Annotated in this window: 12 protein-coding genes; 6 read left to right on the top strand and 6 right to left on the bottom strand. The window is 64.1% G+C overall.

All coding sequences use genetic code 11. The annotated features are described in order from the left end of the window. Positions 1 to 38: 38 nt before the first annotated feature. The 3 genes from CHB96_RS06790 to CHB96_RS06800 form a co-directional block, all read right to left on the bottom strand. On the bottom strand, positions 39 to 2,138 hold the full coding sequence (locus CHB96_RS06790) for an MMPL family transporter (RefSeq protein WP_245865318.1): 2,100 nt from the start codon (positions 2,136 to 2,138) through the stop codon (positions 39 to 41). 161 nt (positions 2,139 to 2,299) lie between these two features. After that, positions 2,300 to 4,072, bottom strand: a complete 1,773-nt coding sequence (locus CHB96_RS06795) for an ABC transporter ATP-binding protein (RefSeq protein ID WP_089244364.1) — start codon at positions 4,070 to 4,072, stop codon at positions 2,300 to 2,302. Next, the gene (locus tag CHB96_RS06800) at positions 4,065 to 5,855 is read right to left on the bottom strand and encodes an ABC transporter ATP-binding protein (protein ID WP_089244366.1); all 1,791 of its coding nucleotides are present in this window, start codon (positions 5,853 to 5,855) and stop codon (positions 4,065 to 4,067) included. The genes CHB96_RS06795 and CHB96_RS06800 overlap by 8 nt, the downstream gene beginning before the upstream one ends. Positions 5,856 to 6,070: 215 nt before the next feature. Between CHB96_RS06800 and CHB96_RS06805 the strand changes: the two genes are divergently transcribed. The 6 genes from CHB96_RS06805 to msrC all read left to right on the top strand — a co-directional run bounded on the left by CHB96_RS06805 (position 6,071) and on the right by msrC (position 10,379). After that, entirely contained in the window at positions 6,071 to 7,219 is a 1,149-nt protein-coding gene (locus tag CHB96_RS06805; RefSeq protein ID WP_089244752.1) for a DNA cytosine methyltransferase, read from the top strand. Beyond that, the gene (locus CHB96_RS06810; RefSeq protein WP_089244368.1) at positions 7,216 to 8,043 is read left to right on the top strand and encodes a hypothetical protein; all 828 of its coding nucleotides are present in this window, start codon (positions 7,216 to 7,218) and stop codon (positions 8,041 to 8,043) included. Before CHB96_RS06805 ends, CHB96_RS06810 begins: the two co-directional genes overlap by 4 nt. A 285-nt stretch (positions 8,044 to 8,328) precedes the next feature. Continuing rightward, positions 8,329 to 8,733: a very short patch repair endonuclease gene (locus tag CHB96_RS06815; RefSeq protein ID WP_089244370.1), complete on the top strand. Its 405-nt coding sequence runs from the start codon at positions 8,329 to 8,331 to the stop codon at positions 8,731 to 8,733. Between the two features lie 245 nt (positions 8,734 to 8,978). Beyond that, positions 8,979 to 9,644 carry a DUF998 domain-containing protein gene (locus tag CHB96_RS06820; protein WP_089244372.1) on the top strand — a complete coding sequence of 222 codons (666 nt, stop codon included), beginning with the start codon at positions 8,979 to 8,981 and terminating at the stop codon, positions 9,642 to 9,644. A gap of 11 nt (positions 9,645 to 9,655) precedes the next feature. Beyond that, a complete protein-coding gene (locus tag CHB96_RS06825) occupies positions 9,656 to 9,880 on the top strand; it encodes a hypothetical protein (RefSeq protein WP_089244374.1) in 225 nt (74 codons plus the stop codon). A 10-nt stretch (positions 9,881 to 9,890) separates the two neighbouring features. Next, the gene (gene msrC / locus CHB96_RS06830; protein ID WP_089244376.1) at positions 9,891 to 10,379 is read left to right on the top strand and encodes a free L-methionine (R)-S-oxide reductase MsrC; all 489 of its coding nucleotides are present in this window, start codon (positions 9,891 to 9,893) and stop codon (positions 10,377 to 10,379) included. Here the strand turns inward: msrC and CHB96_RS06835 are convergent. From CHB96_RS06835 to CHB96_RS06845, 3 genes are read right to left on the bottom strand one after another with little or no spacing between them, the layout of a single operon-like run. Continuing rightward, a complete protein-coding gene (locus CHB96_RS06835) occupies positions 10,365 to 12,026 on the bottom strand; it encodes a dihydroxyacetone kinase family protein (RefSeq protein ID WP_089244378.1) in 1,662 nt (553 codons plus the stop codon). The genes msrC and CHB96_RS06835 overlap by 15 nt on opposite strands. Before the next feature lie 51 nt (positions 12,027 to 12,077). After that, positions 12,078 to 12,722, bottom strand: a complete 645-nt coding sequence (locus tag CHB96_RS06840; protein ID WP_089244380.1) for a 3-oxoacid CoA-transferase subunit B — start codon at positions 12,720 to 12,722, stop codon at positions 12,078 to 12,080. Further along, complete coding sequence (locus CHB96_RS06845) at positions 12,719 to 13,480, bottom strand: CoA transferase subunit A (protein ID WP_176444181.1); 762 nt, start codon at positions 13,478 to 13,480, stop codon at positions 12,719 to 12,721. The genes CHB96_RS06840 and CHB96_RS06845 overlap by 4 nt, the downstream gene beginning before the upstream one ends. Between the last annotated feature and the right edge of the window lie 74 nt (positions 13,481 to 13,554).

Below are 13,554 nucleotides of genomic sequence, written 5' to 3' on the forward strand. Positions count from 1 at the left end.
AGCTTCGCCGCCCGTGCGTGCATAGTTGGCCCCCGTTGTTACTTTCCGCGCGCGGGCGCGAAGCGCATGGGCCACCAGAACGCCCGCCCTTCCAGTGCCGACAGACTCGGCACCAGCAGCGGTGCCATCAGCAGCGCCGCGATGCACACGCCGATCGCAACACCGAAACCGAGTTCGGCGAGGTTGGCGAGCCCCGTCAACATCAACGACGCGAACGTCAGAGCCAAGATGATGCCCGACGCGGCCACGGTGGGCGCGTCGTTCGTGACCGCCTCCTTCGCAGCCTGCCGCGGCGCGTGCCCGTTGTGGTATTCCTCGCGCAGCCGGGAGGCGATGAGGATGTTGTAGTCCGTGCCGATGGCGACGACGAACAGATACAGCACGATCGGAATGGTGAAGTCGATACCGTCGTAGTCGAGGATCTTCAGGAATACCAGCACGACCGCACCGAGCGTCGCTGCGAACGTAAGAGCAACGCACACAAGAAGATTCAGCGGAGCCAGCACCGCGGTCAACAGAAGCGCGAGAATCACCGCGATGATCACGGCCGCGACAGGGAACACGAGCCGCGTGTCGGCACGGAGTTGTTCCCGTACATCGACGAACGTCGATGTCTGACCTCCGACGAGCACCTCGGTACCGGGAACCGCGGCACTGTGCGCGGCATCGCGGACGGGCCCCTGCACCAGATCGATCGCGTCGTTGGAGTACGGATCATCCTGCAGCACAACGCTGATGACCGCGGCGGTACCGTCCTGACTGATCCGTGGCGGCGAGACCGAGGACACTCCGGCGACCTGCGACACATCGGTGGCCACCGCGCCGAGCACCTGCTGCGAGACCGGCCCGTCGCCCGTCACGTAGATCTGGGTGGGACTCAGCGCGCCGAGCGGAAACGATTCACCCAGCGTGTCGAATGCTTGTTGAGACGATGTGCTGGAGGGTAATTCGTCGAGCGTGTTGTACGTCGAGGTGTAGCCGAACGAGAACATCGCCAGTACGACGAGCACGAGCCCGACCACACTTGCGATGATGGCCGGTCGTCGGGAGACGACGTTGCCGATGGCCACGAATGGTGTTCTCTCACTGTCGTGTCCGGGCCCGAGCGGCCAGAACAGGTGTTTACCCAGAACGGTGAACAGCGCAGGCAACAACGTCAGTGCTGTCAGGAGCATGACGGCGACGGCGATGATCAACCCGGGCGCCAGTGTGCTCAACGAACCCAGCTTGGCGAGCAGCAGCGCCGCGAACGCACCGATGACGGTCAGCGCCGACGACGCGACGACCTTACCGACGACGGTCACCGAGAACAGCAGTGCCTCCCTTGGTGATTCGCCGCTGCGTATGCGTTCGCGATAGCGGAACAGCAGGAACACCGCGTAGTCGGTGCCGATTCCGAACAACACGACGACGAGTATCGATCCGAGAGTGGTGCTGACCTGGAAGCCGAACAGCGCAGCGATGTCGGCGGTCAGCGCGGTGACGACCAACAACACGATTCCGATGACGATCACCGGAATGACCGCGATGATCGGACTGCGAAAGATCAAGCCCAGCAACGCAAGAATGACGATGACGGTCGCGATGGTGATGATCTGGTCGGCACGGTCGTACGCCGCGGTGGTGTCGACGCCGATCGCGGCGTTGCCGGTGAGTCCACTGACCAGATCCGATCCCTGCAGGGCGCTGTCCGCACTGTCCCGCACGAGTGGAATCGCGGCATCGACAATGTCGTCTCCCGGCTGACCGGCGAACGCCACTTGTAGCGCCGCGGCCTTGCCGTCCTGCGACAACGACTGCTGCGACGCCGTCACACTCACGACGCCCGGGATGTTCTCGTTCTGCAGCGTCGTCGCCAGTGAGGTCGCTGTCTGCTGGTCGGTCGGCGACAGGGGCTGGCCGTCGGACCGAGTGACGACCAGACTTCCCGTCGCGCCCGCCACCGCGGGAAAGTACTCGTTGCCTACCGCCTGGGCCTCGGAGGATTCGAACGAACTCGGCAGAAACGTCTGCTGGTTGCCCGTCGTGTAGTTGCTCAGACTGGGTGAGAGCAGGATCGCAGCGGCCGCGAGTACGAGCCAGCCGACGATGACCTTCCACGGGTTGGCGATGACGAACCGGGCGACAGAGGCGAACATGATTCCCCGCTTCTGGAGAACACGGTCGGCTTCGACCCTCGCGGCGACCCCCGGCCGACTACCGCCGCTCCGCTCGTACGTGCAGTGACGTACCTGCACCGTCAGACCGGATCATTTTAGTGCGCCCGCGGCGCCCGTGTATGCAAAGTAGGAACCCGGAACTACGCCATCGGCGACGCCGCATCCTCCACGATCACTCCACCGTCCATCACCAACACGCGGTCGGCGATCGCGATGGTCGACAACCGGTGCGCGATGATCAGCGCCGTCCGACCCCGCAGGACCGTCTCGAGCGCACGCTGCACGAGCCGCTCGCTCGGGATGTCGAGGCTCGACGTCGCCTCGTCGAGCACGATGACAGCAGGCGACGCGAGGAACACCCGAGCGAACGCGACGAGCTGACGCTGCCCCGAACTGAGCCGACCACCGCGCTTCCGGACGTCGGTGTCGAGCCCGTCCGGCAGCGTGTCGACGAACTCCGTGAGCCCGACGGCGTCTGCCGCAGCAGCGACCTCCGCGTCTGTTGCCGACGGCTTGCCGAGGCGAATGTTGTCGGCGATGGATCCCGAGAACAGGAACGATTCCTGCGTCACCATGACGATATGCCGTCGCATGGTCTCGTCACTCAGGTCGCGTAGGTCGACGCCGTCGAGCCTGACGGTCCCGGAGGTCGGATCGTAGAAGCGCGCAAGCAGTTTCGCGAGCGTCGACTTTCCCGCGCCCGTCTCACCGATCATGGCGACGACCTGGCCCACCGGGATGTGCAACGAGAATTCCGGCAGCACAACGCGTTCGGCGTTGTAGGCGAAGTGGACGTCGTCGAAATCGATGGCGCCCTCGGCCTCGGCGAGATGCACCGGATTCTCGGCCGACGGCACCGACGGTCGTTCCTCCAGCACGCCCGAGATCTTCTCGAGTGCGGCAGCCGCGGACTGGTAGGCGTTGAACACCATGGCGAGCTCGTCGAGCGGTCCGTAGAACCGGCGAAGGTAGAGCACGTACGCCGCGAGGACGCCGATATCCATGTGGCCATAGATGACTCGATAGCTACCGAATACGAGGATGATCACGAGCGTCACGTTGCCGATCCACCGCACGATGCCCGTGTAACTCGCCATTCCGCGCAACGCGGCCGTCGTCGCGTCGCGGTATTCGGTGTCCTCGGTCTTCAGGATCGCCTCGTTGCGTGCTTCGCGGCGGAACACCTGAACGGCCCTGATGCCGCCCATCGACTCGACGAAATGGACGACGACCTTGGCGATCGCCACCCGTGTACGACGGTATCCCGTGCGTTGCTTGCGCTGCGACCATCGGGTCACGAGGACGAGCGGAACGAATCCGGCGAGCACGATCAAGCCAAGGGGCACATCGAGATACACCAGGATCACGGCGATGCTGACGATGGACAGGACGGCCGTCAACGCGTCGTTCAACGCACTTTCGAGCAGTGTCTGCAGCGACTCGACATCACTGGTGAGCCGCGAGATCAAACGTCCCGACGTGTACTTCTCGTGGAACGACAGGCTCAAGGCCTGCGCGTGCTCGAACACTCGCTTGCGCAGGTCGAACAGAATCGCCTGACTGAGCCTGCCCGAGACGATGAGGAACGTGTACGTCGTGATCGCACCGAGAATGCCGAATGCGATGTAGCCGAACGCAGTCCACGCAAGCGGCGCCCAATCACCGTCGATCGCCGCCGACACACCGTGATCCAGCGCGTAGGCGATGAACAACGGTCCGGCGACGAACGCGATGTTGTCCACCAGGATGATCGCCAGCGCGAGCAGAGTCTGCTTGCGGTACGGGCGGATCAGCGACACCAACAGCCGTCGCGACCGTCCGGCCAGAATCGAGTTGCCGGTGGAATCGACATCGGAGTCCTCGTTTCCTACTCCGCGCCAATCCTTTTCGTCGGTCGTCTTCTGATCAGCCATCGATCGACCCCATGACGTGGCGGTACTTCGCCGAGGTCGCCAGTAGGCGTTCGTGCGTACCCTGTTCCACGATTCTTCCGTCCTCGAGATGGATCACCCGATCCGCGAGTGCTGCCGTCGACGGCCTATGCGCGACGATGAGTGTCGTCGACTGCGTCAGGACGCGTCGTAGATTCTCTTGAACCAGCGCTTCGGTGTTCACGTCCAGTGCCGACAGAGGGTCATCGAGCACCAGGATTCGCGGCCGACCGAGCACTGCCCGTGCCAGCGCCAAACGCTGACGTTGCCCGCCGGACAAGCTCATTCCCTGTTCGCCGATTCGAGTGTCGCGGCCCCACGGGAGCTTGTCGACGAACTCGGTTGCGCACGCGACGGCGAGCGCTTCCTCGACATCGAAGTCCGAGGCACCGGGCGTCCCGAGCGCGACGTTCTCGCGCACACTCGCCGAGAACAGCACCGGATCCTCGAACGCGACCGACACCACCGAACGCAGATCCTCGAGCGACAACGTGCGAATGTCGATTCCGTCGATCGTCACGGCGCCTTCGGTGACGTCGAACAGCCTCGGCACCAAGTTGGTCAGCGCAGTCTTGCCGCTTCCGGTGACACCGACGACGGCGACGGCCTCGCCCGGTTCGACGCGGAATTCGACACCCTCCAGGAGCGGGGCCGACGCGTCGGGGAACGTGAATCCGACGTCGTGGAAGGCGAGTTCGCCGCGGAGGTTCTGCGGCAGACGGACCGGCTTCGTCGGCCCCGTGATCGTCTCGGGGGTATCCATGATCTCCCAATACCGATCCGCAGCGGTGCGGGCATTGTTGAGCTCCGCCAGCAGGTATCCGAACGCCTCGATCGGCCACAGCAGGAACGCGACGATGGCCATGGCGGCGACGAGCATTCCCGTCGTCATCGTGCCTTGAACTATCGAGTAAGTGCCGAACGCCAGCATCGCTCCGATACCGAGAGGCGGAATGCCGACGATCAACGCCCACAGAATCGCCAGGTACCGAACCTTCTTCAGCTCGGTGCCGCGCAATGTCGCAGCTTGACGGAGGAAGCGGCGGCCGAGGTGCGCGCTGCGACCGAAGGCCTTGAGAACGCGGATGCCCTGGATCGATTCCTCGACCGTCGTCGTGACGTCGCCCGCCTGGTCCTGCGCGTCGCGAGCGGCAACGCGATACATCGACTCGAAGCGGGTGCAGATGATCACCAGAGGCACCGACGTCACCAGCATGATCGCGCCGAGTTGCCACGACTGAACGAACAGAACACCCAGTCCGACGACCAACGTCACCGAGTTGATGATGATGAACGGGCCGACGAAAGCAACGAAGCGTCGCAGCAAGGACAGGTCGGCGATCGCGCGGGACAGAAGCTGCCCCGATTCCCACCCTTCGTGCGCCGACACCGACAGCCGTTGCAACTTCTCGAATACCGTTGCACGAGTGGCAATCTCGAATTGACTCGATGGCGCCGACACCAGGTAGCGCCGGACCCAGATGCCCACCGCGTCGACGGTCCCGAGGAACAATACGAGAGCCGCAGGCCACCAGACGCCTGCGAAGTTGCCGTCCGTAATGGGCCCGTCGATGACGCCCTGCATCACCAGCGGAATGGCGAGGCCGGTCATCGTCGCAACCAGCGACGCAATGATCGAGAAGACGAAACGCCACTTGTAGGGCGCGACGAACGGGTAGAAGCGGGCCAGGGAACTTCTCTTGGCCTGTTTCGAATCCGACTGGTCGATAACAGTCACCTGTTGTTCGAGCACACCCGTGGACACGTCGATTCCCCTTACCTCTCGCCTGAAGAATGCTTTCACTCCGGCGGCCCTCGGACCAACCGATTTTTCCGCTTTCGCATTCCAGCGTGATACCTGAACCAATGTCGAGGTCAAGCGGCGTTGCCGTGTGGTTGGCGAAACCTGTCGGAGTTCTCGAGTAACGTTCTCCTACGAGTTTCGGTTCGAGGGAAGGGTGCGGCGTGGGTTCGCGATCGATGGTCGGGCTGTTCGCCGGGATCGGCGGGCTCGAGTTGGGCCTCTCGGAGCAGGGGTGGTCGACGGAACTGCTGTGCGAAATCGATCCGGGTGCCGGTGCGGTGCTGAGCGCGCGTTTTCCCGATGTTCCGCTTCATCGCGACGTCACCAAGCTGCGTGCTCTGCCCGCGGGTACCGAGCTCGTCGCAGCAGGCTTTCCGTGCCAGGACCTCTCCCAAGCCGGCCGGACCGCGGGCATCACCGGCGAGCGGTCCGGTCTCGTCGACGAGGTGTTTCGCCTCGTCAAACGCCGTAACGGGCCCCGCTGGCTGCTCATCGAGAACGTGCCGTTCATGCTTCAGCTCGGTCGAGGCGCCGCGATGCGCCACATCACCGACGCGTTGTCCGACCTCGGGTACATGTGGGCATACCGCGTCGTCGACGCTCGGTCTTTCGGACTCCCGCAGCGTCGCCAACGGGTGTTGATGCTCGCGTCCCGCACCGAGGATCCGCGTGAGGTTCTGTTCTCTCAAGACGAAGGGCCTCTTCCCGACGGTGACCCCAGCGAGCAGCCGTGCGGCTTCTACTGGACAGAGGGCACTCGTGGTCTCGGCTGGGCGGTCAACGCCGTCCCGACTTTGAAGGGTGGCTCGTCGCTCGGCATCGCCAGTCCCCCGGCCGTGCGGTTGCCGTCGGGCGAGATCGTGACGCCCGGCATCGTCGGCGCCGAACGTCTGCAGGGCTTCGACCCCGACTGGACGGCTCCTGCTCTCGGCCTGCCAGGCGTGCGCGCCGGCCACCGATGGAAGCTCGTCGGTAATGCCGTGAGTGTGCGTATGGCGTCGTGGGTCGCCGCACAGCTCGAACACCCCCAGGTGCACGACGACTCCGACGACGTCGAGATTCTCCCCGGCCAGGCGTGGCCGACTGCGGCGTGGGGACGCGGCGGCTCCGCGTTCCGGGTGCATCGATCGACGTGGCCGGTCCACGAACCGTACGAGAATCTCAGCGACTTCCTCGACGACTCACAGCTGCTGTCGGCGCGTGCGACGGCCGGGTTCCTCAAGCGGGCTCGCATGGGCAACCTGCGGTTCCAACCTGGATTTCTCGACGACGTCGAATCGCACCTCGACCGCATGGGCGGCAACCCCAACCCCGCCGCGGCATGAGCGATCACCTGTTCCCCGACCCGCCCGCGTTGGCTCGGCCGTTGGCACTGGCAGGCGACAAGCCCTTGCCCGACGCCGACCGCAGCGACAAGAAGAACTACGCGCAGCGGCTGTCGAATCACCTCGCGCAGACCGTCGCCGACGCGCTGCGGCCGTACTACCCGAACATCACGCCCGACGCGATGGGCGTCGGGCAGGAAGCGCAGGTCGACGTCGCGAAGGGCCGTAAAAGGCTCGACGTCAAGGCACTCGACCCCACGCTCGGGCTCATTCTGTGTGTGTCGATCAAAACGTACAGCTTCCGCGACTTCAGCCCTCGCACAGGCAAATTCGGACGCTGGACCAAGAACATCGTGCGCAACGACCACGAACTCCGCGGTGAAGCGATGGTGCTTCACCAGCGTCAGCCGTACAGCGTGCTCATCGGCGTCATGTTCGAGCCGTTCGCCACGTGCGACGACGGTGACGCGTCGAAGTCCAGTGACGTCGGCAAGTCGTCGTTCGCCCATCATGTGACGACGCTGTCCAAACGGTCCGGCCGCGGGAAGCGTGCGGTCGTCGGAGGGACAGGGAAGATGTGGGTCGACCTCGGCGCCGAGGACACGCGCTACGACCTGTTCGAGAAGGTGTTCATCGGCCTCTACGACCCGGACGGCGAGGTGCGCTTCTTCGACGTCGACGAGTCACCGCCCCGCAACGGCAGGCCGACCGATGCGCAGACACTGTCGTTCGACGACTTCGTCGCCATCGTGCACGGGGAGGTCGAGCGGCGGAACAAATTCGCGCCCACCTGGTCCGAGCCGGAGGACAGTGAGGACGGGTAGCCGGTTCTGATTCATCGGGTCATTCCGCAGGCTTCACTCCCAGTCATCGGGTCATTCCGCAGGCTCCACTCCCAGTCATCGGGTCATTCCGCAGGCTCCACTCCCAGTCATCGGGTCATTCCGCAGGCTCCACTCCCAGTCGCTTGAATGGTCCATTCATACGAACAGATAGCTTGCAAGCGCCACCCAAGCAGCGCCAGCGAGCCGGCCCATCCGCTCGAATGGTCCATTCATACGAACAGATAGCTTCGGAGCGCCATTCAAGCAGTGGCTACTGTCGATGCAATGAAGCCGCAGACCGATGCTGCGACGTCGGCGCGGCTGAGCAAGCAGCGTCGACGCGATACGAAGCCGGAGATCGCTCTGCGTCGTGAGCTCCACAGCCGCGGGCTGCGATACTTCGTCGACCGCGCACCGGTCACGGGCATGAGGCGTCGGGCAGATGTCGTGTTTCCGCGACGCAAGCTGGCGGTGTACGTCGACGGATGCTTCTGGCACAGCTGCCCCGTCCACGCCACGAAGCCGCGCAACAACGCTCAGTGGTGGGCGGACAAGTTGGCGGCCAACGTCGCTCGCGACCGCAACACCGACGAGCGTCTCGCGGCCGAGGGGTGGACCGTCATCCGAATCTGGGAGCACGAGGATCCGGTGGTCGCAGCCGACCGGGTGGTCGGGGCGCTCGCCGAGTGAGCCGGGGTTTCGGACCGAATATGAGCCCAGGATTCGGACCGAAGGTGGCATCGGGTCACTCAGAGTGACCCGATGCCACCCTCACTCAATCCGGGTGACCGGATGCCACCCTCGCGCAATGCGGGTGACCGGATGACCCCCTCACTTACTTCAGGTGACCGAATGTGACATTCGGTCACTCAGAGTGGCCCAATGCCGCCCTCACTCACTCCGGGCGTCCGGCGGCCCCGCCTACAGTTGCTGATGTGTTGCGACGACGAGTCACCGCGCTGACGGTGTGCCTGGTGCTGGCGGGGGTTCTGTACTCGGCGTGGGTGGCGGAGTTCTTCCTCGACACCGGTCTCGACCCGACGAATTCGTTTCTCAGCGAGCTGGACGCCTCGGATCAGCCGTACAAGACGTTCTTCTCTACCGCCGACTTGATCACCGGGTTGTTGCTGATCGCGTCGTCGGGCATGGGCTTGTGGTTTCTCGTGAAACGACGCCTGACGACCATCGGCTGGATTGCCATCGGAATCTTCGGCGCTGCGACGATCGCTGATTCACAACTGCCGATCGAGTGTGTCGCGGCGAACGACCCGAGTTGCCCCGTCGAGCCCAGCGGACTGTTTCCGCAACTGCATCACATCCATGCGCTGACCAGCACGATCGCGGTGTTCGCCGTGTTCACCGCGATGATCGCGTTCACGGTGGCGTCCTTCCGATATCGCACGTTCCCGCTGGTGCGCACGCTCGGCACTGTTGTCGTCGTCATCACGTCGTTGTCGACGGCGTGGCTGCTGATCGCCGACAATTTGCCCGGGTCGTACAGTCTCGGCGTCGCGCAACGCATTCAGGTGACGGGCATGTCGCTCTTCCTGGTGGTCCTCGGGTTCGCGGTTCTGGACCGAAAGGACGCTCCGACCAGGTAACTTCTCGGAGTATGTCGGGAAGAGACAGGACTGTTGGCTTTCTGAAGACGCACTGGATCTCCATTTTTCTGGTGATCCTGGCGGCGGTGTTCATCGCCGAAAACCGCTATACGACGACCATCGAGCTGTTCTGGCTTCACATCAGCTCGCCGCTGTGGTTGATACTGCTCGTTCTGTTCGCGGTGGGTTTCGCGGCGGGACGGCTCAGTGGCCGCCGAAAGCCGGTGAAGAAATAGACTCGGGCGCATGTCGTTCACCGCTACCGCACTCGAGGGCACCAAGGCCGAGCAGTACGAGCAGCTGACCCAACAGGCCAAGGCGCTCGTCGAGGGCGAATCGGATCGCATCGCCAATGCCGCCAACATCTCGGCCCTCGTGTATCACGCTCTGCCCGAGGTCAATTGGGTCGGCTTCTACCTGTTCGACGGGACCGAACTGGTCGTCGGCCCGTTCCAGGGTCAGCCGGCCTGTGTGCGCATCGCTCTCGACAAGGGTGTGTGCGGAGCCGCCGCGACGACGCGTGAGACCCAACGCGTCGCCGACGTCCACGCCTTCCCCGGCCACATCGCATGCGACGCGGCAACACGATCCGAGGTGGTCGTGCCGCTGTACGACGGCGAGGAACTCGTCGGCGTCTTCGACCTCGACAGTCCCGTTCCCGATCGTTTCGACGCCGACGATCAGGCCGGCCTCGAATCTATCGCTCGGATCTTTCTGGAGTCACTGCGCAGCTGACGCGGCCTCGAAGAACCACGCGATCACCAATGCACCCGGGTCGACGACGCCTCGCGCTGCGTCACCGACATAGGACGCGCGCCCTCGGTTCGCGGTGATCTCCTTCGTCGATTCGGCACCCGCTGCTGCCGCGTCCGCGGCAGCCCTGAGCCCGTCGGCCAGGTCGGTTGCAGCTTCGAGTGCGTCGACGGCCGGGGAGATGGCGTCGACCATCGTCTTGTCGCCGACGTGTGCGCCTCCGAGTTCGGTGATGCTGTCGAGCCCTTGTCGCGCAGCCCTGGCAATAGAGGCGAGGTCGACCGGGCCCAGCGACAGGTAGAACTGACGAAACCAGATCCCGAACAACGCACCCGATGTTCCGCCCGCATGCCCTAGATACGCCTCCGACACCGCTTCGAATACTGTTCGGCCCGAATACCTTTCGCGCACACTCGGCAGGTCGAGTTGACTGAGCGCGGACACCATGTTGGTACCGAAGTCGCCGTCACCGGCGCGCCGGTCGAGTTCGGTCAGCGACGGCTCTTCGTCGAGCACGCGCTGGGCCCAGTTCGCAACCCATTCGGAGACGAAAGTGCTTCTGTCGCCGCCGGTCTCACTGAGGACGTATGCAGGGCCGAATCCTTCACGTTCACCCAGAACCCCGCCCGACGTAGCGGCATTGTTCGGCCACGCAGGCGCATCGGTCGGCGCATCCCACAGCTCCAGGATCTCGTCGTCGACACGCACGAGCGTGATGGACGCGCCTGCCATGTTCAACGCCGTCACCAAGCTGCCGACGAGGGGACGTGCGATGTCGATTCCTTTGTCGGACAGGTACTCTGCCAGCTCTCCGTACAGCAGCTGCAGCTCCATCGGATGCGTCGCGCCGAGACCGTTGACGAAGGCGATGACTCGTTCTCCACGTTCGAGTTCGAGCGAATCCAGTATCGGCTGAGTCAGCGCCGCCACGATCTCCTGAGCGGGCATCACCGGAACGCGCTGCGTTCCCCGCTCGCCATGAATACCGATCCCGAGTTCGATCTCACCATCGGGCAGATCGAACGACGGCTCGTCGGAACCAGGAAGTACGCACGGCCGCAGCGCAACGGCCATGCTGCGGGAATTCGCGGCAACCCGCCGGCCGACGGACGCGACGGCCTGCAGCGAATCGCCGCGTTCCGCTGCTGCACCACAGATCTTTTCGACGACGACGGTAGCCGCCGTCCCACGTCGGCCGGGCCCGTCACCATCCGCGCGTTCCGTCGCCACGTCGTCGTCGACGAACACGACATCCGACTCGATACCGTTCTCACGTAACAATTCTCGTGCGATACGGAAGTTCATGACATCGCCGGTGTAGTTCTTGACGATGTGCAGCACACCGCCTCCCGCATGCACGGCCTTCGACGCCTCGTGCACCTGCAGAGCGTTCGGCGACGTGAACACCAACCCCGGGCACACACCTGCGAGCATGCCCGCGCCGATCAGGCCTGCATGCATCGGCTCGTGGCCCGACCCGCCGCCGGACAACAGCGCGACCTGCCCTGCTGGCAACGGTTCGCGTCGGGTCAGAAACCCAGGATCGGAGTGCCACGCAATGTCGCCGGTGGAGGCAACGAGACCACGAAGTGCGTCGGCAACGAATGTGGACGGAGAGTTGACGAACATTTCTCCACCCTAAGGCGACTTCGTCGCATGTGCACGAAAATACATAGCCCCCTATGTATTTTCGTGCACGTGCAGCGGAGCTGCAGTCGCCGCCTCGACCTGCTCGCGTGTGACGTCCGGTGCAAGCTCCACGAGTGCAAGGGTGCCGTCGCCGACCACGTCGATGACCGCGAGGTTCGTGATGATCCGATTCACGACGCCCTGGCCGGTGAGAGGCAGGGTGCAGGTGTCGAGAATCTTCGGGTTGCCGTCGCGGTCGGTGTGTTCCATGACGACGATGACGCGTCGGGCGCCGTGCACGAGATCCATCGCCCCGCCCATGCCCTTGACCATCTTGCCCGGAACCATCCAGTTGGCGAGGTCACCTGTGCGCGAGACCTGCATGCCGCCCAGCACCGCGGTGTCGATGTGACCGCCGCGGATCATACCGAACGACAGCGACGAATCGAAGTACGCTGCACCGGAATTGACGGTGACGGTCTCCTTGCCCGCATTGATCAGGTTGGCGTCGATCTTGTCCTCGGTCGGGTACGGGCCGGTGCCGAGGATTCCGTTCTCGGAGTGCAGCACCACCTTGACGTCGTCGGTCAGGTATCCGGGAATCAGTGTCGGCAAGCCGATTCCGAGGTTGACGTATTCGCCGTCGACCATTTCGGCAGCGGCACGCTGCGCCATCTGCTCACGAGTCCAACTCATGCTCGACCTCCTGCACTGACGGTGCGCTTTTCGATTCGCTTGTCCTGAGGCCCGGTGTGCACGATGCGCTGCACGAAGACACCGGGGAGATGCACTGCGCCCGGGTCGATTTCGCCCGGTTCGACGAGCTTCTCCACTTGCGCGATGGTGATCTTGCCTGCCATCGCTGCGAGCGGATTGAAGTTCATCGCGGTCTTGTCGAACACGAGATTTCCTTCGGTGTCACCGATCTCGGCATGCACGAGCGCGAAGTCGGCATTGATCGCCTCTTCCAACACGTAGCGCTTGGACCCGAAGACCCGAGTTTCCTTGGGGGGCGAGGAGATGGCGACGGATCCGTCGGCGTCGTAGCGCCACGGCATACCGCCGTCGGCGATGGGGCTGCCGACGCCTGCGGGCGTGAAGAACGCCGGAATTCCGGTGCCACCGGCGCGTAGCCGCTCCGCGAGCGTGCCCTGCGGTGTCAGTTCCACTTCGAGTTCACCGGCTAGATACTGGCGCGCGAATTCCTTGTTCTCACCCACGTACGACGCCGTCACGCGGCTGATTCGTCCGAGCGACAACAGGATTCCGAGACCGTGGTCGTCGACGCCGCAGTTGTTGGAGAAGACCTCCAGGTTGCTCGTCTCGCCGTGCGAGATCGCTTCGATGAGCGCGTCGGGGATGCCGCACAATCCGAAGCCCCCGACCGCGAGCGTCGCGCCGTCACCGATGTCCGCAACGGCGGCCGCCGCGGACTCGTACACCTTTCCTGCCACAGTAGAGCTCCTCACGTGTTCACTCAGCAAACGCGCTGACGTATGTGAACAGTCAAGCGCCTATGCTCCACGCT

Origin of the sequence: Rhodococcoides kyotonense, assembly GCF_900188125.1 — a bacterium.
In the GTDB taxonomy this organism is placed as follows: domain Bacteria; phylum Actinomycetota; class Actinomycetes; order Mycobacteriales; family Mycobacteriaceae; genus Rhodococcoides; species Rhodococcoides kyotonense.

Coding starts and splice junctions, on each gene's coding strand:
- CHB96_RS06840 (WP_089244380.1), bottom strand. CDS start 12,722: ATGAGTTGGACTCGTGAGCAGATGGCGCAGCGTGCCGCTGCCGAAATG.
- CHB96_RS06810 (WP_089244368.1), top strand. CDS start 7,216: ATGAGCGATCACCTGTTCCCCGACCCGCCCGCGTTGGCTCGGCCGTTG.
- CHB96_RS06790 (WP_245865318.1), bottom strand. CDS start 2,138: ATGTTCGCCTCTGTCGCCCGGTTCGTCATCGCCAACCCGTGGAAGGTC.
- CHB96_RS06835 (WP_089244378.1), bottom strand. CDS start 12,026: ATGTTCGTCAACTCTCCGTCCACATTCGTTGCCGACGCACTTCGTGGT.
- CHB96_RS06795 (WP_089244364.1), bottom strand. CDS start 4,072: ATGGCTGATCAGAAGACGACCGACGAAAAGGATTGGCGCGGAGTAGGA.
- CHB96_RS06815 (WP_089244370.1), top strand. CDS start 8,329: ATGAAGCCGCAGACCGATGCTGCGACGTCGGCGCGGCTGAGCAAGCAG.
- CHB96_RS06825 (WP_089244374.1), top strand. CDS start 9,656: ATGTCGGGAAGAGACAGGACTGTTGGCTTTCTGAAGACGCACTGGATC.
- msrC (WP_089244376.1), top strand. CDS start 9,891: ATGTCGTTCACCGCTACCGCACTCGAGGGCACCAAGGCCGAGCAGTAC.
- CHB96_RS06805 (WP_089244752.1), top strand. CDS start 6,071: ATGGTCGGGCTGTTCGCCGGGATCGGCGGGCTCGAGTTGGGCCTCTCG.